At 66.4% G+C, this 22,038-nt stretch carries 18 protein-coding genes; 9 read left to right on the forward strand and 9 right to left on the reverse strand.

Translation table 11 applies throughout. The annotated features are described in order from the left end of the window. Positions 1-73: 73 nt before the first annotated feature. Both uxuA and JHD80_RS05385 read left to right on the forward strand, forming a co-directional pair. Complete coding sequence (gene uxuA / locus JHD80_RS05380; protein ID WP_199085353.1) at positions 74-1,270, forward strand: mannonate dehydratase; 1,197 nt, start codon at positions 74-76, stop codon at positions 1,268-1,270. After that, positions 1,267-2,004, forward strand: coding sequence for an SDR family oxidoreductase (locus tag JHD80_RS05385; protein ID WP_199085354.1), 738 nt, complete (start codon positions 1,267-1,269; stop codon positions 2,002-2,004). Before uxuA ends, JHD80_RS05385 begins: the two co-directional genes overlap by 4 nt. Positions 2,005-2,037: 33 nt before the next feature. Here the strand turns inward: JHD80_RS05385 and ggt are convergent, their stop codons facing one another. Beyond that, a complete protein-coding gene (ggt, locus tag JHD80_RS05390; protein ID WP_199085355.1) occupies positions 2,038-3,648 on the reverse strand; it encodes a gamma-glutamyltransferase in 1,611 nt (536 codons plus the stop codon). A 214-nt stretch (positions 3,649-3,862) separates the two neighbouring features. Here ggt and JHD80_RS05395 point away from each other — a divergent pair, with 214 nt between their 5' ends. Continuing rightward, complete coding sequence (locus tag JHD80_RS05395; protein WP_199085356.1) at positions 3,863-5,074, forward strand: M24 family metallopeptidase; 1,212 nt, start codon at positions 3,863-3,865, stop codon at positions 5,072-5,074. A gap of 52 nt (positions 5,075-5,126) precedes the next feature. Here JHD80_RS05395 and JHD80_RS05400 read toward each other — a convergent pair whose 3' ends face one another. The 4 genes from JHD80_RS05400 to JHD80_RS05415 all read right to left on the reverse strand — a co-directional run bounded on the left by JHD80_RS05400 (position 5,127) and on the right by JHD80_RS05415 (position 10,522). Beyond that, on the reverse strand, positions 5,127-6,008 hold the full coding sequence (locus tag JHD80_RS05400) for an ABC transporter permease (RefSeq protein WP_199085357.1): 882 nt from the start codon (positions 6,006-6,008) through the stop codon (positions 5,127-5,129). 3 nt (positions 6,009-6,011) lie between these two features. Next, positions 6,012-6,953, reverse strand: a complete 942-nt coding sequence (locus tag JHD80_RS05405; RefSeq protein WP_199085358.1) for an ABC transporter permease — start codon at positions 6,951-6,953, stop codon at positions 6,012-6,014. 174 nt (positions 6,954-7,127) lie between these two features. Then, on the reverse strand, positions 7,128-8,648 hold the full coding sequence (locus tag JHD80_RS05410) for an ABC transporter substrate-binding protein (protein ID WP_199085359.1): 1,521 nt from the start codon (positions 8,646-8,648) through the stop codon (positions 7,128-7,130). Positions 8,649-8,689: 41 nt separating this feature from the next. Continuing rightward, complete coding sequence (locus tag JHD80_RS05415; protein ID WP_199085360.1) at positions 8,690-10,522, reverse strand: gamma-glutamyltransferase family protein; 1,833 nt, start codon at positions 10,520-10,522, stop codon at positions 8,690-8,692. 208 nt (positions 10,523-10,730) lie between these two features. Between JHD80_RS05415 and JHD80_RS05420 the strand changes: the two genes are divergently transcribed. From JHD80_RS05420 to JHD80_RS05445, 6 genes are all read left to right on the forward strand, one after another. Next, positions 10,731-11,423 carry a GntR family transcriptional regulator gene (locus JHD80_RS05420; protein WP_199085361.1) on the forward strand — a complete coding sequence of 231 codons (693 nt, stop codon included), beginning with the start codon at positions 10,731-10,733 and terminating at the stop codon, positions 11,421-11,423. Between the two features lie 14 nt (positions 11,424-11,437). Continuing rightward, positions 11,438-11,818, forward strand: a complete 381-nt coding sequence (locus tag JHD80_RS05425; protein WP_199085362.1) for a nuclear transport factor 2 family protein — start codon at positions 11,438-11,440, stop codon at positions 11,816-11,818. A gap of 212 nt (positions 11,819-12,030) precedes the next feature. Continuing rightward, entirely contained in the window at positions 12,031-13,185 is a 1,155-nt protein-coding gene (locus JHD80_RS05430) for an ABC transporter substrate-binding protein (RefSeq protein WP_199085363.1), read from the forward strand. Between the two features lie 146 nt (positions 13,186-13,331). After that, positions 13,332-14,207, forward strand: coding sequence for a branched-chain amino acid ABC transporter permease (locus JHD80_RS05435; RefSeq protein WP_199085364.1), 876 nt, complete (start codon positions 13,332-13,334; stop codon positions 14,205-14,207). Further along, on the forward strand, positions 14,204-15,982 hold the full coding sequence (locus JHD80_RS05440; protein ID WP_199085365.1) for a branched-chain amino acid ABC transporter ATP-binding protein/permease: 1,779 nt from the start codon (positions 14,204-14,206) through the stop codon (positions 15,980-15,982). Before JHD80_RS05435 ends, JHD80_RS05440 begins: the two co-directional genes overlap by 4 nt. Further along, positions 15,969-16,700 carry an ABC transporter ATP-binding protein gene (locus JHD80_RS05445; protein WP_199085366.1) on the forward strand — a complete coding sequence of 244 codons (732 nt, stop codon included), beginning with the start codon at positions 15,969-15,971 and terminating at the stop codon, positions 16,698-16,700. Before JHD80_RS05440 ends, JHD80_RS05445 begins: the two co-directional genes overlap by 14 nt. A 68-nt stretch (positions 16,701-16,768) precedes the next feature. On the opposite strand, the gene JHD80_RS05450 is transcribed toward JHD80_RS05445, so the two are convergent. The 4 genes from JHD80_RS05450 to JHD80_RS05465 form a co-directional block, all read right to left on the reverse strand. Then, positions 16,769-17,731, reverse strand: coding sequence for a CobW family GTP-binding protein (locus JHD80_RS05450; protein ID WP_199085367.1), 963 nt, complete (start codon positions 17,729-17,731; stop codon positions 16,769-16,771). A gap of 4 nt (positions 17,732-17,735) precedes the next feature. Then, complete coding sequence (locus tag JHD80_RS05455; protein WP_199085368.1) at positions 17,736-19,229, reverse strand: amidohydrolase family protein; 1,494 nt, start codon at positions 19,227-19,229, stop codon at positions 17,736-17,738. Between the two features lie 187 nt (positions 19,230-19,416). Then, the gene (locus JHD80_RS05460; protein ID WP_199085369.1) at positions 19,417-20,502 is read right to left on the reverse strand and encodes a hypothetical protein; all 1,086 of its coding nucleotides are present in this window, start codon (positions 20,500-20,502) and stop codon (positions 19,417-19,419) included. Between the two features lies 1 nt (position 20,503). Next, entirely contained in the window at positions 20,504-22,012 is a 1,509-nt protein-coding gene (locus JHD80_RS05465; protein WP_349237215.1) for a class I adenylate-forming enzyme family protein, read from the reverse strand. Positions 22,013-22,038 lie beyond the last annotated feature (26 nt).

Raw genomic sequence — 22,038 nt, forward strand, 5'->3', positions numbered from 1 at the left:
GATTCGCCGCCTCAGCCCGGCGGCACGCCGCCAAAATCGCTTTGAACTTGCCTATCTGAGAAAGCACGCGACCATGGAACAGACTTGGCGGTGGTGGGGACCCAACGACATCATTCCCCTCGATCACATCCGGCAGACGGGCGCGACAGGGTTGGTGACGGCGTTGCACGAGGTGCCGGCGGGCGAGGTCTGGACACGCGAGCAGATCCGCGATCGGTTCGATGCCATCGCCGCCAGGCCCGAGCTCGGCCTGCGCTGGAGCGTCGTCGAAAGCCTCTGGATCCATGAGAAGATCAAGCTGGCGGCGGACGATGTCGAGCCGCTCTACGAGCGCTTCCGCCAGTCGATGGTGAACCTCGCCGAGGCCGGCGTGCACATCATCTGCTACAACTTCATGCCGGTGCTCGACTGGGCCCGGACCGTGCTGCGTCACAAGCTGCCGAGCGGCGCCATGGCCCTGCGCTTCAACGCGCATGAGTTCGCGGCCTTCGATTGCTTCATGCTCCGGCGCGAGGGTGCGGAGGCCGACGTCTCGCCCGAGGTACTCGCCCGCGCCAAGGAATGGTACGACGCCTCGACGCAAGCCGACCGCGACCGCCTGCTCGCCACGATCATGGCCGGCTTGCCGGGCGCCTATGACCGCTACGACATCGAGGGTCTGCGCGTCATGCTGAAGCGCTATCACGGCGTCGGCCGCGAGCAGCTCCGCGACAACTTGATCCGCTTCCTCAAGGCGATCATCCCGACCGCCGAGAAGGTCGGCATCCGCATGGCGATCCACCCGGACGATCCGCCGCGGTCGCTGCTCGGCCTGCCCCGCATCGCCGGCTCCATGGAAGATTTCGAGGCGATCCTCAGCGCGGTCGATAGCCCCTCCAACGGCCTGACCTTCTGCACCGGTTCGCTTGGCGCCAATCCGAAGAACGATCCCGTCGCGATCGCCCAGCGCTTCGCCGATCGGATACATTTCGCTCATCTGCGCAACGTCGCCAACGATCCAGACGGCTCCTTCATGGAAGCCGATCATCTCGGCGGCGATACCAATATGGTCGCGGTCATCCGCGTCCTGTTGCGCGAGCAGGCCCGGCGCAAGGCCGCCGGACAGGCCGACTGGCGCATCCCCTTCCGCTCCGACCACGGCCATGAATTGCTCGACGATATCGGCAAGCCGACCTTCCCGGGTTACCCGGCGATCGGCCGCATGCGCGGCCTGGCCGAATTGCGCGGCGTGATGACGGCGCTGGCCGACGAGCACAGGTGGCCGCTATGAGCGCGACCGGGAAGGTCCTTGCCGGCAAGACCGCCTGGGTGACGGGGGCCGCCAGCGGCATCGGGGAGGCCACGGCGCTCGCCCTGAGCCGCGCTGGCGCGACAGTCGCGCTGACCGGGCGGCGTGTGGAGCCGCTGGAGCAGCTCGCGGCGCGCATCGCGGGCGAAGGCGGCGAGGCGATCGTCGCCCCGGCCGATGTGGCCGACGTCGTGGCTATCGAGCGCGCGCTCGCGCTCCTCGCCGGCCGCTCGCTGGATATCGTCGTCAGCAATGCCGGCACGAACATTCCCGACCGTTCCTGGTCCAAACTGACGCCGGATTCGGTCGACCTGCTGCTCGATGCCAATCTGCGCGGCGCGCTGCAGCTCTCGCGGGCCGTGCTGCCGGTGATGCTGGCGCAGGGCGGCGGCGTCCTCATCCATATCGGCTCGCTGGCGGCGCATGTCCTCAGCGCCGGCCCCGGCCCGGTCTATACGGCCGCCAAGAGTGGGGTCGTCGCCATGAGCCATGCGATCAATATCGAGCACGGGGTGCACGGCATCCGCTCCTGCGTACTCTCGCCGGGCGATACGCTGACGCCGTTGATGGACAAGCGGCCAGTCAAGATGAGCGACGAGGTGCGGGCACGCATGCTTCGCCCCGAGGATATCGCCGGCCTCGTGCTGCACGTCGCGACACTGCCGCCGCATGTTTGCGTCAACGAGATCATCGTGACGCCGACATCGCTCGTCTGAAAATCGCGGAGCCCCGGCGGACGACGTGGCAGGTCAGGGTACGGCGATCGCCATGCCGTCGCGCTGCGGATCGGCTCCGCCCGACCAGCCGTCACCATCGACCATGACGCCATGCGGCGCGCCGAAGGCGAAGGACTGGTAGGATCGGGCGATAGGATAGCCGATCGCTTCGAGCTCGGTCGTGACGCGGCGTTCGATACGGTTCGAGACGTCGATCGTATCGCCAAGGCAGACGACGCGCGGCGCTGCGACCGCTTCCGCCATCGTCATCCCGAAATCGATCACATTGCTCAGCGCCTGCGCCAGCGCCGGTACGATGTAGGTGCCGCCGGGTGCGCCGATGGCGATGACCGGCTTGTCGTCCTTGAAGACGATGGTCGGGGCCATGGCGCTACCGCGCGCCTTGCCCGGAGCGATCGAGGCGGCACGGCCCGGGCGCGGATCGAAGCCGCTCATGGTGCCGTTATACATGAAGCCGAGCCCCTTGGTGATCGCGCCCGAGGGCTGGCCGAGCGTGTGGGTGATCGTCACCGCATTTCCATCTGCGTCCATGACGCAGGTGACCGTCGTGTCCGGCGGGTCCTTGGCGAGTTCGGAGCGCGGCACCCTCGCCTTCTCGCCGGCACGGATCCGGGCCGCGCGCTCGGCCGCATGCTCCCGCGACAGCAGCATCCCGATCGGCACATCGACGAAATCCGGGTCGCCGATATGGGCGTCCTTGTCGATCGTCATCCACTTCATCGCCTCGGCGAGGATACGGACATGCTCGGCGGAATTGTGCCGCAGCGAGGACAGGTCGAACTCCTGCAGGATATGGAGGAGCTCGATCAGCGAGACGCCGCCCGCCGCCGGCGGATTGCCGGCAATGCGCAGGCCCCGGTAGGAGCCCCAGACCGGCTCCTTCTCGCGCACCTTATAGGCCGCCAGGTCCTCCATGCCGACGAGGCCGCCATGGGCTGCCATGTCCGCGGCGATCTCCTGCGCGATCTCGCCGTTATAGAAGATCTCGGGGCCGGCGGAGGCGATGCGCTCCAGCGTGTGCGCGAGGTCGGGATTGGCGACGATATCGCCGGGTCGCTTCAGCGTGCCATCTGGGTGGAAATAGATCGCCCGGCCGGTCTCGCTCAGCCTCAGCTTGTCCTCGGTGTTGACCTGCCCGGTCGGGCGCTGGTCGATCGTCCAGTAATAATGGACATAGGGGCGCAGCATGAAGCCGTCGCGCGCCTGGCGGATGGCCGGTGCCATCACGTCCTCCAGGGCCATCGTGCCGAAGCGCGCCAGCGCTTCGGCATAGCCCTTGACGTTGCCGGGCGTGCCGGCCGCGAGGTGACCAAGTTCGTTGGCATGGTCCGCGAGCAAGAAGACGAAGCCGTCACGCGTCTGGCCGACGAACCGGGCGGCCCACATATCGGCCGTCACGGAGAGCGGCGCACGCGCCAGGAATTCAAGCACGGTGTGGACGCCGCGTTTCGGCATACTGATCTGCATCGCGCCGAAGCCGCCGATCCCGCACATCTGCGGATCGACCACGCCCTGGCTGAAGGCGCAGGCGATGGCCGCATCGACGGCATTGCCGCCGCGCCGCAGGATTTCGGCTCCGACTTCGGCAGCCTCCGGCTGAGCCGCGACGATCATTCCGCGCATGGTGTCCACTCCGCTTCCGGTGCCGCCCAATGAAGCCCATTCCTGAAGAGCTGACCATCGCGCCTGGAGCCCTTCTATACCGGCATACCTCCTTCAGCATTGCAGTCATGACGACGCTGCCATGCCTCGCCGGGGCTTCCTCGTCGCGTATAAGCTGGCCCACTCGCAAAGCCGATGGAAACCCATCGGAAACAACAACGAGGACGGAACGGATATGACGATTGGAGTGGGTGGGTCGAGCTTCGAGGCGGAACTCGCCAAGCTGAAGCCGATGACGGACGGGATCGAGCCGATCTCCGTCAAGGAGTACAAGGCGCGCGTCGCCAAGGCCCAGGCGCTGCTGCGCGAACAGGGGCTTCAGGCTCTCTATTTGGATACCTCGACCAGCTTGGCCTACTACACCGGCATCCAGCTGAACCTGACCGAGCGCCTGCACGGCGCCATCATCCCGGTCGAGGGCGACGTGGTCTATCTCAGCCCCGCTTTCGAGGAACCGAAGACCCGCGAATACATGAAGTTCGGCGACGACGTTCGCTGCTGGGAAGAACACGAGGACCCGACCGAACTGGTCGTCGAGACCATTCGCAGCCTCGGCTACGAGAGCGGCCAGGTCGCGCTCGACCCACATACGCCCTTCTTCATCGTCGACGGGCTGCGCAAGGCCGGCAACCGCTTCTCCTTCATCCACGGCAACACGGTCACCGCCGCTTGCCGCCAGTTGAAGTCGGCGGCCGAGATCGCACTCATCCAGCGGGCGATGGACATCACCATGGAGGTCCACAAGGCCGCTGCCCGCGCCCTGCAGGTCGGCGTCACCACGGCGCAGGTCAAGCTCTTCCTCGACCAGGCCCACCGCAAGCTCGGCATGAGCTGGACGAGCGGCGCCGCCCAGTTCGGCGAGGCGACCGCCTATCCGCATGGCGTGCCCTACGAGCAGACGCTTGCCGAGGGCGACATGGTGCTGATCGACATGGGCACCAAGGTCGGCGGCTATCGCTCCGACATCACCCGGACTTACGTTTTCGGCGAGCCGGCCGATCGACAGCGCGAGATCTGGGATCTCGAAAAGCGGGCGCAGCTTGCCGGCTTTGACGCCGCCAAGCTCGGCGCGCCCTGCGAGAACGTCGATTTCGGCGCTCGCGGCGTCATCGAGGCCGCCGGCTATGGCCCCGGCTATAAGGTGCCCGGCCTGCCGCACCGAACCGGCCACGGGCTCGGCCTCGACGTCCATGAGGAAGCGTTCATGGTGAAGGGCAACAAGACCCCGCTCCAGACCGGCATGTGCTTCTCGATCGAGCCGATGATGTGCATCTACGGGGAGTTCGGCGTCCGCCTCGAGGACATCGCCTATATGACCGAGGACGGCGCCCGCTGGTTCACCCAGCCCTCACACACCGTCGATGACCCCTTCGCCTACGAGGCCTGAGACACTAAGCCGGCCATGCGCGTTTCCAGCAGGACTGGAACGCCTTGGCCGGTCACCTCGATCGCGGATCCAGGGCGTCGCGAAGGCCGTCGCCCAGCAGGTTGAACGACAGAACCGTCGCGAAGATCGCGATGCCCGGCCACAGCGCCATCCAGGGCGCGTTGCTGAGAAAGCGCTGGGCCGAGTTCAGCATCGAGCCCCAGGACGGCGCCGGCGGCTGGAGGCCGAGGCCGAGGAAGGACATGCTGGCTTCCGCGATGATCGCCGTCGCGATGGTCAGCGTCGCCTGGACCATGAGCTGCGGCAGGATGTTCGGCAGGACATGGCGCACCGCGACACGCCATTTCGGATTGCCGACCGCCCTCGCCGCCTCGACATAATCCTCCCCCTTGATCGAGAGGACCTGGCCGCGCGTCAGGCGGATGAAGAACGGCGTGGCGGTGATGCCGATCGCCAGCATCGCATTCGTGAGGCTCGGGCCCAGGAAAGCGGCGAGCGCGATCGCCAGGATGAGGAACGGGCACGCCAGCATCGCATCGGTGAAGCGGCTGATGAAGCCGTCGACGAGGCCGCCGAGAAAGCCCGCCGCAAGCCCGAGCGGCACGCCGATCGCCATCGCGATGCCGACCGAGGTCAGGCCCGCCAGCAGCGAGGCCCGGGCGCCCCAGATGATGCGCGACAGCATGTCCCGGCCGGCTTCGTCGGTGCCGAACCAATGGGCCGCTGACGGAGCCTTACGCACGGCCGTCCAGCTCTGAGCGGTCGGATCGTAAGGCGCCAGCAGCGGCGCGAAGACGGCTACGAACACCATGAACAGCACGACGGCGAGGCCGACCAGCGCGCTCTTGCGCTTCGACAGATGCCGCCACAGACGGCCGCGGAAGACATTCGTCACGGGATTGGCCGAGGTTTGGGTTTCCGAGATCTTCGACACGGGTCAGCCTCTCAGTCTCGGATTGACGAGGATGTATCCGATGTCGGCCAGCAGATTGAGGATGATGTAGAACAGCGAGGTCACCAGAACGACGCCCTGCACCACCGGATAGTCGCGGGTGAAGACCGCATCGACGATCAGCTTGCCGAAGCCGGGAATCGTGAAGATCTGCTCGGTCAGCACCGCGCCGGACAGGAGCGCGCCGAATTCCAGCGCGCCCAGCGTGATGATCGGCGTCAGCGCATTGCGCATCGCGTGCTTGAGCACGACGGACCGCTCGTTGAGCCCCTTGGCGCGCGCCGTGCGGACATAATCGCTGCTGAGCGCCTGGAGCATCGCGCCGCGCGTATGGCGCATGATCACGCCGGCGATCCCGATGCCGAGCACGAAGGCCGGCATGATCGTGGTGGCGAGGTTCATCCTCAGGTCTTCCGAGGGGCTGACGAAGCCTGACGCCGGGAGCCAGCCGAGATGGACGGAGAAGAACAGGATGAGGAGGATGCCGAGCCAGAAATTCGGCACGGAGATGCCGGCGAGCGACGCGATATTGGTGGCGTAGTCGACGGGGCTGTTCTGCCGCAAGGCCGAGATGATCCCGGCCGTGATGCCGACCACGAGCGCGATGCAGATGCCCATGACGGCCAACTGCAACGTCACCGGCAGCTTGAGCAGGATGAGATCGAGCACGGGGCGGTTATGGCGCATGGATTCGCCGAGATCGCCCGTCGCCACGCCCTTCAGCCAGTAGAGATACTGCACGATCAGCGGCTGATCGAGATGGTACTGGGCGCGGATGGCGGCCAGCGTCGCCTCGTCCGGATTTTCGCCCGCAAGCACCAGCGCCGGATCGCCCGGCAGGAGATGCTGCAGCGAAAAGATGATGACCGACAGCAGGAGAATCGTCGGGACGAGCTGCGCGAGGCGGCGGGCGATCAATGTCGGCATCGTTCAATCGCCCGTCAGGTTCAGGACCGCTCGCGCGGCCATGGCTTCGAGAGCCCGGTTGCGGGTCTCGCGGATCAGGCGGCGGGCGGATCGGTCATGACGGCCATGGGCAGATATGCGCCCATGGCCTGCAAGGATCGAGCATGAGAGGCTCATTGCGATTCCGATGCCGGCTCAGTTCTTCCGGCTGACATTGGTCAGGCGGATGATGCCGTCCGGCGCCGGCTTGAAGCCGGTGAGCGTGGAGCTGTGCGCGAAGATCCACTGCGAGTGGTAGAGATAGACGATCGGCAGGTCCTTGAGCAGGATCGCCATGGCCTTGGCGTATTCCGCCTTGCGCGCCTCGACATCCCCAAGCGAGCGGGCTTTCGCCAGGATCGTGTCGAGCTGCTCGTTGCAGTATTTGGCGTCGTTCGTCGCGACGCCGCAGGCGAGCATCGGGGTGACGTTCAGGTCGGGATCGACGCGGCCGCTCCAGCCGACGAGATGCGCCTGGAACTTGCCCTGGCGGGCGACGTCGAGCAGCGTCATCAGCTCGGTCGGCTTGATCGAGACCTTGATGCCGATCTCCTGCACCATCGCCTGGATGAGCTGGGCGACCTGCTGGCGCTCGGCATCGGTGGGAACGAGCAGCTCGAGATCGACCGACTTCACGCCGGCTTCCGCCATCTTCTTCTTCGCGGCATCCAGATCACGGCCCGGGACCGGGAAGTTCTTGTCGTAGAAGGGGCTGGATGGCGGGAACGGCTGGTTGCCGGTCGAGGCCTGCCCGTCGAAGACGACATTGCTGATCGCCTGACGATCGATCGCGAGGCTGAAGGCTTCGCGGATCGCGGCCTTCTTGCCGGCATCGAGATTGGCGCCTTCGCCGCCGATGCTGAAGGTGATGCCGTAATAGCCGAGGCCGACCACGGGATCGACGGCGAGCGCCTTGTCCTTCTTGACGGCTTCGACATCCGTCGCGGCGAGGCGCTCGATCAGGTCGAGCTGGCGGGAGCGCAGGTTGAGCAGGCGGACATTGGAATCCGGCATGCCGCGATAGATCAGGCGGTCGAAGTGATATTTCGCCGCGTCGTAGTACTGCGGAAACTTCTCGAGGACGATGCGGTCCTGGACGACGCGCTCCAGGAACTTGTAGGGGCCCGAGCAGACCGGCGCTTCGGTGAACTTGTCGCCAAGCTTCCCGCCCGCTGCCGGGCTGATGATCATGCCGGCGCGATCGCTGAGCGCTGCGAGCAGCGGCACCGAAGGCTCCTTGAGATTGATCCTCACCGTCGTCGCATCGACGGCATCGACGCTCTTGATCGCGCTGATCTCGGCCTTGCGGCGCGAAATGCCGGAGGTCAGCGCCCGCTCAAGATTGTACTTGATCGCCGCCGCGTCGACCGGCGTCCCGTCATGGAAGAGCGCATCCTTGCGCAGCTTTAGGGTCAGCACGGTGCTGTCCGGGCTCCATTCCCAGCTTTCCGCCAGCATCGGGATGATCTTACCGGTCTCGTCGATATCGACGATCTTGTCGCAGAGCGACTGCAGGACGTGCCGGCCGACGAAGCTCCAGTTGGACACCGGGTCCAGCGTGTCCGGATCGTCCTGCAGGCCGATCTTCAGGACGGACTGCGCCATGGCGGGAGCCGCCGTGGCCGCCATGGCGCCCAACGCCAGGCCGGCAGCGAGAGCCAGAAAAGCCGGTTTCATCGGTGTTCCCCTTTTTCCGTTGTATCGTGCCGGCCGCGCGCTCAGCGAGCGACCGCATAACCCTGGGCGCCGCGCGGATTGGCGCCGGCCTTGATCAGTTGCACGTCGCCATCCATTTCGCGTGCGACCGCCGACAGGCGCCCCTCGGACCAGGCGTCCCCGACTGTGATCTTGTGACCCCGCGCCGCGAGGTCTTCGCGGACCGCCTCCGGGAAGCGGGATTCGAGCGTCACGGCACCATAGCTGATCTCGCGCGGCCAGAAGGAGCTGGCGAGGTGATCCGTATGGAAGGACGGCGCATCGATCGCCTCCTGGAGATTCATCCCCTTGTGGAGATGGCGTAGCAGCATAACGAGCTGCCACTGGTCCTGCTGGTCGCCACCGGGCGTGCCGAAGGCCATGTAGGGCTGGCCGTCACGGTAGACGGTGGACGGGGTCAGCGTCGTGCGCGGCCGCTTCGACGGCGCCAGTGTCGAGTTCAGCCCCTCTTCGAGCCAGAACATCTGCGCGCGGGTGGTTAGACTGAAGCCGAGGCCCGGGATGACCGGGCTCGACTGGAACCAGCCGCCCGACGGCGTCGCAGAGACCATGTTGCCCCAGCGATCGACGGCGCTGACCTGCACGGTGTCGCCGCGCTGGGCGCCCTCGCGGGTCAACGCCGGCTCGCCTTGCCGGTCATTCGGCAGCTTGGCCTCGCGCGCGACGGTCGGCTCGCCGCCGCCGAGGCCGGGCTGCGCGATCGTACCGACCTTGCGCAGCGGCGGGAGATTGGGGTTGCGGCCGTCGGGCGTGCCGGGCAGCACCTCCATCGACGCCGTGTCCGTGATCAGCGCCCGCCGGATATCGGCATAGCCGGATGAGAGCAGCGCCTTGATCGGCACGTCGGAGCTGTCGCCATACCAGGAATCGCGGTCGGCCATCGCGAGCTTGGCGGTCTCGACGACGAGATGCACGAAATCGGCGCTCATCGGGTCGAGATCGGCGATATCAGTACCCTTGAGGATCTGCAGCATCTGCAGCAGGACCGGGCCTTGCGACCACGGCCCGCATTTGAACACCTCGTAGTCGCCATAGGTCACGGAGACGGGCTTCTCGACGAGCGGCTTGTAGTCGGCCATGTCCTGGGCCGTGATCAGGCCCTTGTGGCGGCGGCCAGAGACGTCCCAGACCTCCTCGGTCGCGCAGAACTGCTCGATCCGCTCGGCCACCGGCCCGCGATACCAGAAATCGAGCGCGGCATCGATCCGCGCCTCCCGGTTCTTGCCGGATTTCGCGTGGTCGAGGATCTGCTGGTAGAGCGCGGCGATCTGCGGATTGCGGAACAGCTTGCCGGACTGGGGCGCGACGCCGCCCGGCAGGTAGAGCTCGGCGGAGCTCGGCCAATGGGTTTCGAAGAGCTCCCGCATCTCCCCGATCGTCCGGGCGATGCGCGGAACCAGCGGATGGCCCGTGCGGGCATAGTAGATCGCCGGAGCCAGCACATCTTCGAGCTCGGCGGTGCCGTAGTCGCGCAGCAGGGTGAGCCAGGCGCCGAAGGCGCCGGGAATGCAGGCGGCCAGCAGGCCTGTGCCCGGAATGATGTCGAGCCCCAGGCCCTTGAAATAGGCGACGGTCGCCTTCGACGGCGACGGCCCCTGGCCGCAGATCACGATCGGCGTATCGGCGCCAGCCGGCGTGACGATGATCGGCACCTCGCCGGCGGGGCCGTTGAGATGCGGCTCGACGATCTGGAGGACGAAGCCGGTGGCGACCGCTGCATCGAAAGCCGTGTGCCCCTTCTCAAGGATGGACATGCCGACCGTCGAAGCGAGCCAATGCGTCGAGGAAACCGCCCCGAATGTGCCCCTGAGCTCGGGGCGCGTCGTGAATGTCATGGCGGTTCCTCAGCTCGCCCCGATGAAACTCGACGTGGATTGTCGACAAGGTGGGGCTCTTGCGAAATATTACATACAAGACTCGCCTCTTGATGCGCAATTCGATGCAAACGCGACTTTTTTGTATACTGCGCGCTCAAGCTGCAATGAGATCGTGCCATTCACGTCGCCAGCCGAGGTCGCCAGCTAGCGAATTGAGGACCCTGTGATGCTGGACATGCCGGTCTCCATCAAAAAAAGCCGGAGCGATTTCATCGCCGAGCAGCTGGAGGAAGCCGTCATCAACGGCCGGGTTCCGGCGGGCTCGCGGCTCGACGAGGCGTCGATCGCCCAACAATTCGGCGTGTCTCGCACGCCGGTCCGCGAAGCGCTGCATATCCTGTGTGGACGCGGCCTGGCCGAGCGCGAGCCCTACAAGGGCGTGGTCGTCACGCAGATTTCGGCCGAGCGCATCGGCGAAATGTTCGAGGCGATGGCCGAGCTCGAAGCGACATGCGGCCGGCTCTCGTCGCATCGGATGACGATGAGCGAACGCGCCGAACTCGAAAGCCTGCACAGCCAGATGAACGTGCTGGCCGAAGCGGGCGACAATGACGGCTACGACGATCTCAACACCCGATTCCACAACCTCCTCTTCCAGGGCTGCCACAACAGCGACCTGATCGCCGCCGCCCAGACCCTGCGCCTGAAACTGGCGCCGTTCCGCAAGTTCCAGCTCAAGGACAAGGGACGGATCAAGCAATCCTGCCGCGAGCATCAGCAGATCGTCGACGCGATTCTGGACCAGGACGCCAAGACCGCGGAAAGCGCGCTGCGGCGCCATCTTGTTTCAGCGGCACAGGAAGTCCTGCTCAAGCGGCAACGTCGGGAAGACGATGCTGTCGCGAAGAACCCACTTTGAAAGGCAGGTTTGGAATGGCCGACACAACCGAGGCCGATGCCATCCGCGCGCTGATCGCCACCATGCAGGCGGCCTGGAACCGCGGCGATTTTCACGGCTACATGGCAGGCTTCGCCAATCCCGACGTGATCTTCGTCTCGCGCGGACGCATCCAGAAGGACTGGCAGGCGACGCTGGACCATTACATCGCCGACTATGGCGGTGCGCCCGGTTCGCAGGGGCAACTCGCCTTCTCGAATATCCGCATCGAGATGCTCGCGCCGGATGCCGCCCAGTTGATCAGCGACTACAGGCTGGAGCGCGCTGCGGGCAACCAGATCGGCGTCAATACGCGCCTGATGCGCAAGCGCGACAGCGGGTGGGTCATCGCTCTCAATCATGTCTCTCAGATTTGAGCGCCCATCCTCGCGTGCATGCGCCGGCAAACTGACGCCGAAGACGTCTTCGATCGCGCATCCGTGACGAAAGCCATGCGGACCGAGGAAGACCTTTCGGCATAGACTAAAGAATGATGGAGAATGCGGTTCTTGCAGGCCCGCAGATGGCCCATCATGACGGAAATCGGGCGCTCAGATCCGATCTAATCCATTAAATCGGGAGGATTGCGATGAATCTCACTCGTCGCGGATTTACGACGGCGCTCGCCGGCGGCATTGCCGCACCTGCCGTCATCCGCACGGCCTTCGCCCAGGGCGCCACCGTCAAGATCGGCATGGTCGTGCCGATGACGGGCGCCGCCGCCGAATCCGGCTCCTTTGCCCAGACCGGCGCCAAGATCGCGTTGGAAGCCGTCAACAAGGCCGGCGGCGTGCTCGGCAAGCCGCTGGAGCTCATCTTCGAGGACGATCAGACCACCAATCCCGGGGCTGTCCTGGCCTTCTCCAAGCTCGCGAGCCAGCCGGACATCGTCGCCTTCATCGGCTCCATCCGCTCGACCCAGATGCATGCGATGGCGCCCGACATGCTCAAGATCGGCAAGCCCGTCGGTTTCGGCGGTACGGACCCCAACCTTACGAAGCTCGGCAATCCCTGGCTCTTCCGCTTCCGCCCGAACGATTCCTATTCGGGCAAGGTGATCGCGCAGTTCGGCGCCAAGGAGCTCGGCAAGAAGAAATGGGCGATCGTCCATTCGACCGACGCCTTCGGCACCGCCGGCGGCAAGGCGCTGGCCGACGCCCTGCCCGATAACGGCGCGACGCTCGCGCTCGACCAGGGCTATGCCAACCAGAGCCAGGATTTCACGCCGGTCGTTCTGGCGGTCCGCCAGTCCGGCGCCGACATTCTCGGCACCTACTTCACCTTCGAGACCGATCTCGGCATCTTCGCCCGGCAATTGCGCCAGCTCGGCGTGAACATTCCCTGGGTCGGGTCGCCCTCGATCGTCAATATCTCGGCGCTGAAGCTCGCGGGTCCCGCGCTCTACAACACCTACGGCGTCGCCGACTACGCCGAGGATTCGAGCGAGGCCTCGAAGGCTTTCGGCAAGGCCTATCGCGATGTCCGCAAGGTCGCGCCGGACAACCAGTCGTCCTGGACCTTCGACGCCGTGACCTGCCTGGCCATGGCCATGAACAAGGCCGGATCGACCGAGCCCGAGAAGGTGCGCCAGGCGATGATCGCCATCCGCGGCCACAAGGGCGCCGAGGGCGAGTACAATTTCGACAAGAACGGTGACGGCCTGCACGGCTACAACATCGTCAAGAACGACAAGGGCGACATCAAGTTCGACAAGCGGATCGACTTCACGCCCAATCTCGGCTGATCCGTCGGCACCGGCGCCGGCTCTCTCAAAACAGAGGGCAGCGCTCGCCGAAGCGCCCGGCACATCCATACCACGCCTTCCGCGGCAAGCGGCCTTGGCCGTTCGCCGCGGAGGACCGATCGGCTCCACGCAAGCGCGGTAGACAGATGGATCTCGTCCTTCAGCTTCTTTTCACGGGAATCGGCATCGGCTCGGTCTATGCGCTGGTCGCGCTGGGCTTCGTCCTGATCTTCCGCGCCACCAATGTGGTAAACTTCGCCCAGGGCGAGTTCTCGATGGTGGCGGCCTTCCTGATGGTGGTCTTCTCCCTCAAGATCGGCCTGCCTTACTGGATCGCCTTCGTTTTGGCCCTGGTCTGCATGGCCTGCCTGGGGGCGGTGTTCAATCTGGCGGTCTACTACCCGCTGCGGCACCGCACCTATCTGCCGGTCATCATCTCGACGATCGGCGCCTCGATCTTCATGGCCAATACCACGCTGGCGATCCATGGACCCGAACCGGAGGTGCTGTCGGGCTGGTTCGACACGCCGGGCTTCATGCTCGGCCCGGTCTATCTCGACAACCAATACGTCCTGATCATCGTCGTCACCGCGCTGCTGGTCGCGCTGCAATACTGGTTCTTCGAGCACACCCTGCTCGGCAAGAAATTGCAGGCGACCTCGCAGGACAAGGAGATGGCCTCGCTGCTCGGCATTCCCGTCGCGGTGATGATCATGATCACCTTCGTCTATTCCGCGGTGATCGGCGGCATTGCCGGCATCCTGGTCGCGCCAGTGCTCTTCGTCTCGATCGGCATGGGCGCGACCATCGCGCTGAAGGCCTTCGCGGCGACGATCATCGGCGGCTTCGGCGACGTCACCGGCGCGATCATCGGCGGCCTCGCGCTCGGCGTCATCGAAACCTTCGGCGCGGCCTACATCTCGGTGCCCTACAAGGACGGCTTCGCCTTCCTGGTGCTGATCGCCTTCCTGATCTTCCGGCCGCAGGGCATCTTCGGCGAGCGCGTGGCGGAAAAAGCATGAGCACGACCGAAACCTCCGCCGCCGGGGATGTCCGGCCGCGCCTGCGCTGGGGCGTCCCGGCCTTCGTCCTGCTCGTGCTGGCCGCGATGGTGCTGGCCGTCGCGGTGCCGAAGACCGGCTACATCCTCAACATCTCGCTGCAGGCGACGACCTATGCCATCGCCGTCCTCGGGCTGACCATCGTTCTGGGCCTGTGCGGCCAGATCAATCTGGCGCAGGCCGCCTTCTTCGGGCTCGGCGCCTATGCGGTCGGCATCGGCCAGACCGAATACGGCCTGAACTTCTGGGTCTGCCTGCCGATCGGCACCAGCATGGCGGCGGGCTTCGGCGCGCTGCTCGGCGCCTCGACGCTGCGGCTCGGCGGGCACTACCTCGCCATGGTCACGATCTCCTTCCAGCAGATCGTCACGCTCGTGCTGATCAACTGGATCCCGGTCACCAAGGGGCCGGACGGCGTGCGCGCCATCCCGCGCCCGGGCTTCCTCGCCGACGGATCGAGCTATCTCGCCTTCTGCATCGCCATGCTCGCCGGCCTCGGCTTCCTTGTCTGGCGCTTGCGCGACACCAAACTCGGCCGCGCGATGCGGGCCGTGCGCGACAACGAGCTCGCCGCCGGCGTCGCCGGCATCGACGTCTACCGCACCAAGGTCACGGCCTTCGCGCTCTCCGCCATCTTGGGCGGCATCGGCGGCGGCCTGTTCGCGGGCGGCTTCGCCTATGTCAGCCCGGACCAGTTCTCCTTCGCGGAATCCGTGGTGTTCCTGACCATGGTGCTTCTCGGCGGCGTCGCCTCGCCGATCGGCGCCGTCATCGGCACGGGTCTGCTGATCCTGATCCCGGAATGGCTGCGCTTCCTGAAGAGCATCCCCGGTCTCTATCTCGCCATCTACGGCGCCGCGGTGATCCTGATCGTGCTGTTCATGCCGGACGGCATCTGGGGTTTTCTGCGTGGGCAGTTTGACCGCTTCAAGCGCGCCGTCCTGCCCGGTCGCAAGGCCGCAACCCTCGCCCTGTCGGGCGGCGGCGAAGGCACCGAGACCGTGATGGAGGTGCGCGGGCTCTCCAAGCATTTCGGTGGGCTGAAGGCGGTCGACGAGGTCGATCTCACCATCAAGCGCGGCGGCGTGCATGCGCTGATCGGCCCGAACGGCTCCGGCAAGACCACGACTCTGAACGTTCTGTCCGGCCTCTACCGGGCGACGGCGGGCACGATCAAGCTCAATGGGCAGGACGTCACCGACCTGCCGCCGCATGCCCGCACCAAGGCCGGCCTCGGCCGCACCTTCCAGAACATCCGGCTCTGGCGCTCGATGACGGCGCTGGAGAACGTCATGGTCGGGGCCGAGCGGCCTGGAAGCACGGTCGGCAACGATGCCACCGCTGCGATGGCGCGGGCACGGGCGGCGCTCGCCTTCGTCGACCTGGAGGAACGCGCCGACGAGGTCGTGGCCAATTTCTCCTATGGCCACCAGAGGGCCGTCGAGATCGCGCGCGCGCTCGCCGGAGACCCTGTGCTGCTCCTGCTCGACGAGCCCGGCGCGGGCCTGAACTCCTCGGAAAAGGTCGAATTGCGCAACCTGCTCAAGCGCATCTCGGCCCGGGGCCTCACCATCCTGATCATCGATCACGACATGACGCTGGTCAGCGAGGTCGCCCAGCAGATCACAGTGCTGAATTTCGGCCGCCGCATCGCGGACGGCTATTCCGCCGACGTGCTGAAACATCCCGACGTGATCGCGGCCTATCTGGGAACGACGCCCGATGTCCCTGCTTGAACTGAAATCCCTCGTCGTCCGCTATGGCGAGGTCGAAGCCGTCGATGGCATCTCGCTCGTCGTCGAGGCCGGCGAGGTCGTCACCCTGCTCGGCTCGAACGGCGCCGGCAAATCGACCACGCTGCGCGCCATATCCGGCCTCGCCAAGCCGGCCTCGGGCGACATCCTGTTCGACGGGCAGTCGATCGTCGGCCTGAGGCCAGAAGAGATCGTGCGCCGCGGCATCGCCCATGTCCCGGAAGGCCGCCGCGTCTTTCCGGGCCTGAGCGTGCGCGAGAACATCATGCTCGGCGCCTCGAACCGGCCCGACATGAAGACCGCGGCGATCAGGCGCGAGGCGGACGAGATGTTCGATCTCTTTCCCGATATCCGGCGCTTCGCCGATGCGCTGGGCTGGACGCTGTCGGGCGGCCAGCAGCAGATGGTCGCGGTCGCGCGCGGTCTGATGGCGAAGCCGCGCATCCTGCTCCTCGACGAGCCCTCGCTCGGCCTTGCCCCCGTCATCGTCCAGGCGGTCTTTGCGATCATCGCCGAGATCCGGCGGCGCGGAACGACCGTATTGCTGGTCGAGCAGAACGCCCGCATGGGCCTGTCGGTCGCCGACCGCGGCTATGTCCTGGAAACCGGCAAGCTCGTGCTCGCCGGCACGCCGGAGCAGCTCTGGTCGAACGAGGAGATCCGTGCGGCCTATCTCGGAGGGCGCAAGGCTGTGGCGTAGCGGTCGGAGCATCGACCGCGCTCCGATCCGGCATGAAGGGCGAATAGGCCGGTGCCCTGCCCGATCGCTCAGCCTCGACGACCAGCCGGGCTCGCGGAAGACGCCTCTGCGCTCTTTCGTCCTGCCGCGCTCATGGCCTCATCGATCTCAGATTGTGTGATCTGACCGATCTCCGCAATGAAGACGATGCGCGTGCCGGGCCTTCCCGACTCGTCCCGATCGAACGGCGCCAATGTGGCCTTCCCGCCCGCGAGCTGAAAGAGATAGCGGCCATCCGGCCTCTCGACCGTCTCGAGAAGCCCTTTCGCGCGGACGAGCCGTGGCGCCATCCGGCCGATCGCCTGCTGGAAACGGGCAAGCGAAATCGGCTCTGCGGCCGTCCAGTCGAAGCTCTCGAAACGGTCGATGCTCGGCCTCTTCGGGCGCGTAATCCGCTCGCGGGCCATCCCGACATCCGGAAAGACCAGCTCGAGCGGGATATCGCCCCCCGTCGCCTCGACAAGGGCGGCCCTGCGATTGATCTGCGACAGGGCGCGACGGCGCGCCTCGAAGGTCGGCTTGTCGACGAGATCGCCCTTGCTGAGGGCAACGAGATCGGCAGCTCGCAATTGGCTCAGCAGCAGGGGATCGCCGAGATCCGCCTCCGGCGATGCGGCATCGGCGACGCACAGCACCGTCTCCAGCGGGGCTTCGCGCCAGATCACCGGATCCATCAGGTTGCGGATGATGTCCTCGGGATCGGCAACACCGCTGGTCTCGATCACGATCGCTTCCGGCCGGGGCGTTCGTCGCAGCAGATTGGCGAGCGTCCGCAGCAGATCGCCTTCCAGCGAGCAGCAGATGCAGCCATTGGCGAGGCTGACGACCCCGTCCTCGGCGCCCGCGATCAGCTCCGCATCGATATTGATGGCGCCGAAATCATTGACGACGGCGGCGATGCGGCGGCCGTCCGCCTGCTGCAAGATATGGTTGACCAGCGTCGTCTTGCCGGCCCCGAGAAAGCCGGTGACCAGCAGGATCGGAACCGGCATGGCCTCAGGCCGCCGCGCCGAACGGGCGGCGCACCGGCCGGCCCGGCCGCGCATCGACGTCCATCAGCCCGTCGGTGATGACCGGCTCGCCGCTGACGACAAGATGCCGGACGCCTTCGGCCGGGCGGTTCATCGCCGAAAACTCGGCGCGGTCGGTCAGTGTCTCCAGGTCGAAGACGACGACATCGGCATCGGCGCCAGCCTTCAGCCGACCCTTCTCGCGCATCGCGGGCGTACTCGCGGCCAGGATTTCGGCCGGGATCAAGGTGCATTTCGCGATGCCCTCGCTGAGGCCGATCGCCTGCCGCTCGCGCACCCAATGGCGCAGGAAGCGGGTGAAGGTGCCCGACGAGCGCGGATGCGACGTCGCTTCTTCCGGCAAGGGCCAGGCATCGCCGGTATAGGTCGACCCATCCGGCATCGACCAGGGCATGGCATCCGATGCGATCGCGCCGCCGGGATACATCACCGAAAGGTCGAGCATGTCGCGGTGGCGGGCATTGTTCTCGGTGTCGAGCACATGCCAGAGGACGAGCTGCGACGGATCCTCGGATTGCGCCGACAGCAGGTCCTCGCGATCCTGGATCCGGCGCCCGCTGGTGACCAGCTGGATCTGCTGGTAGCGCGTGTCGTTGCGGCTTTCGAAATCCGGATCGCTGAAGAACGCCGCGGCGATCACGGTCGAGCCGGTACCATAAGGATAGGCTTCGACGGTGATCGGCAGGCCCTGCTCCTGCGCCGTCCTGATCAGCCGCGCACAGCGCTCGACATCCGTCTTGCTGGAGCTGTTGAAGTGGCAGATATGCATATGCGCGCCGGTCGCGCCGGCATAGCCGATGAGGCGGATATAGGCCTCCGCCGCGCTCTTCGGATCGGTATTCGCCATATAGGCGATATGGGTGAAGGTCGGCACGCCGCGCTCGGCCGCGAGTTGGCACAATGCCGTCAGTTCCTGCACACCGGCACCCGGTGCATAGGCGTTGAGGATGCCGATGCCGATGCCGCCCTCGTCGAGCCCGGCCGCGATGCGGTCGAGAATGTTCTGCTGCTCGGCGGGCGAGGAGATGTTGTCCATCCAGCGCGGATCGCGCATCGCCCGCCCGAACGCTTCGAGCGACGATTCCTCGTTGATCCCGATCATCGCGCCGATCCGTGCGAAAGCCCAGTTCGTCGCGGCGCCGTAGTTCAGGATGCGGCCCTGCTCCGCCTGCCGGCGATACCAGGAGGCGACGGGAAGCACCCCGGCTTCCAGGTCCAGCGTCGTGGTGACGCCGTCGAAAGCCTGCATCCGGTCGGCGGGAATCGACTGGCCATGGGCATGAAGGTCGATGAAGCCCGGCGCGACGATCAGCCCCCGCGCATCGATGACACGCTCGGCATCGCCAAGGCCGGAGCCGATCGCGGCAATCTTTCCATCGGCGATCGCGACATCGGCGATGCCGTCATGGCCCGTTTCGGGATCGACGACGCGACCGCCCGTGATCAAAAGTCCGCTCATCCGCCCTCGCCTCTCGCCCGCTCTCTGGATCGCCTGCCCGGGCCGCAGCCATGGCTGGCCCGATGTTGGCCGATCCGGAATTGCCGGGGCAAGAGCGTCGCCCAGCGAACTGCTTTGGTCGATCATGCAGGCAAAGCATACGCCGAACCCCTGCGCAGCCGGTGCCGCCTAGCAAACGTCTAGCTGCTCATGCCTGCTGCATCAGCGCATCGCGCAGGCGCAGCAGCTCCTCGCAGACCGCTTCCAGCTCCCGGACCGCGAAGCCGTCGCGCAGAGCGGGAACATGCTCGCCGAGCCGAGCGCCCAGAATGCCGGTGAAACCGGCCTGGCCCTCGGCTGAAACGACAAGCCCGTTCTGTGCCTCGAAGGAGGCATTCCAGGCGACCGCCTCGCTTTGTGCCAATCCGACCGGCAGGTCCAGCATGAGAGTTCCGTCCGTCGTCAGCCGGACTGGGTAGCCGCCGGGCAGGCCGTTCGGCCCCGGCACATGGCCATACCAGTCACGGCCGGCGGCCATGGCGAGCAGCATGGGGACGCCGCTCGCTCCCGAGATCTCGATCACAGGCTCGGGCGTGAGCTGGATATCGGCGAAACGCGCATAGACATCCGCGATCTCGGCGCCGTCGAGCCAGACCCGCGGCGCCCGCCCGCCCCGCTCCTCCGGCCGGCGGCGCCAGGCTGCGAGATTCTGATAATGGGCGAGGACCTTGACCTCGGCGCCCGGAGGCGTGGCGGCCGAGCCCGCGAAGACGTTGGACAGGATCGCGACATTGCCCATGCCGCAGGCGACGTCATGGCCCATCGCCTTGATCATGCCGTTGACCACGTCCGGAAAGCCGCAATTGATCAGCGTCACCGGTTGACCGGCGCGCGTGATCGCCGCCGCGACGCGCGAGGAGAGCAGCGCCTGGAAAACCGCCGTGGCGCTCAGGCCGCCTTCGGCGACGAGCTGGGTCCAGGCATTGCCGCTCTGGGCGATGACCTGCGAGGTCTGGATCGAGGCCGCCTGCACGACGATGCGCGGGCTGGTCGCGGCGAGCATCTCGTCCGATGCGTTCGGGGCGAGCAGATCGACCGCATGGGTGGTGAAGCGCGCCTTCCTGCCGAACAGCGCCGCACGGGCATTGGCCGCGGTACGCAGCCAGTTCAGCCGCTCGCGGTTGCGCCCGGCGATGACGACCGCGACCGGCTCCTCCGCCGTCGCGGCGATGTCGAAGACGATGCGCGCGGCAAAGCCGCCTGTTCCGGAAACCAGGATATCGCAGCCGGCCATGTCAGCGCCCCATCGCCATCGCCGCGCGATCCCAGCAATCGTCGAGCCGGGGCGAGAGCTTGTGCTTCATGATGCGCTGGCTCGCCGTGCGTTCGAACTCATCGACGACGGCGATGTAGCGCGGGTTCTGGTAGGGCGCGAGGCGCTGGCCGAGCCAGCCGGACAAGGCCTGCGGGTCGATGACGGCGCCGTCGCGCGGCTTGACGAAGAGCTTGATGTCCTGCTCGCCGACATCGGCCGCGACGCCGATCATGGCGCAATCTTCGATCGCCTCATGCTCGGCCGCGACATGCTCGACCTCCCAGGCGGAGACGTTCTCGCCGCGGCAGCGCACGCTGTCGGTCATGCGGCCGTGAAAGTAGAGATTGCCGTCGGCGTCGAACGAGCCGAGATCGCCGGTGTGGAAGCCGTCCGGGCGCAGCGCCTTCGCCGTCGCCTCGGGATTGTCGAGATAGCCGGGGAAGATCGCGCCGGGGATGCTGGTCTCGATGACGATCTCGCCGCGGGCGCCCGTGGCCACCGCCCTGCCCTCACTATCCCTCAGCTTCACCGTGAACCACGGCATCGGCGTCCCAACCGAGCCGACGACGCCGGTCACGTTGCAGGTCGTCAGGCTGGACGCTTCCGTCATGCCGTAGCATTCGCGGATATCGATGCCGAAGCGGTCTCGGAACGCCGGCCAGATGTCGGCCGGGCAACCGCCCCCCCAGGCGATGCGCACGCCGTGCTCGCGGTCGCGCGACGACGGCGGCTGCTTCAGCAATATCTGCAGGATGCCGCCGAGATAATGGATATGGCTCGCGCCCTCCGCCCGGACCTGGTCCCAGAAGCGGCTGGCGCTGAAGCGCTCGACCATGGCGAGCGTGATGCCGCGCAGCATCGGCAGGGGTAGAAGCTGGGCGCCGCCGATATGGTAGAGCGGCTCCCAGACGAAGAAGACGTCATCCGGTTTGGCGTCCGAGAGCAGCGCGACGCTTTCGGCCGCCAGCCGCAGCATGCGGTGCGAGACGATCACGCCCTTCGGCCGCCCGGTCGTGCCGGAGGTGTACATGATCGCGAAGGCGGCATCTGGCGACGGAGCCGGTTCTGAAAAGAGCTCCCTGCCTGACAGGATCGCGTCGAGCTCTCCGCCCGGCGCATGGGCTAGCAGCGGCAGCTCCGCCCCCTGTCCCATCGCCTCGGCGATCTGCGGCGCAAGCTCCGCATCGGCCACGACGAGGCGCGGCTGCGAATGGGTGAGCAGGTAGCGCAGCCCCTCGCCGCGCTGCTGCGCGTTGACCGGCACCCAGGCGACACCCGCCCGAGCGAGCCCGAAGACTACCGCGATGGTCGCGATCGAATTGCGCATCATCACGGCGACCCGGTCGCCGGCGACGATGCCGCGTGTCCTCAGATGCGCCGCGAAAGCGGCCGAACGCCGCTCGATCTCGGCATAGGTCACGGGCTCGCCGCAGAAGCGCGCATAGACGCGCTCCGGTTCGCTCGCAGCGCATGTTGTCAGAAGGCTCACGAAGCCAGCGTCGTCGAAGGAGGTCA

Origin of the sequence: Allobosea sp. ASV33, from assembly GCF_016428755.1 — a bacterium.
Taxonomy (GTDB): domain Bacteria; phylum Pseudomonadota; class Alphaproteobacteria; order Rhizobiales; family Beijerinckiaceae; genus Allobosea.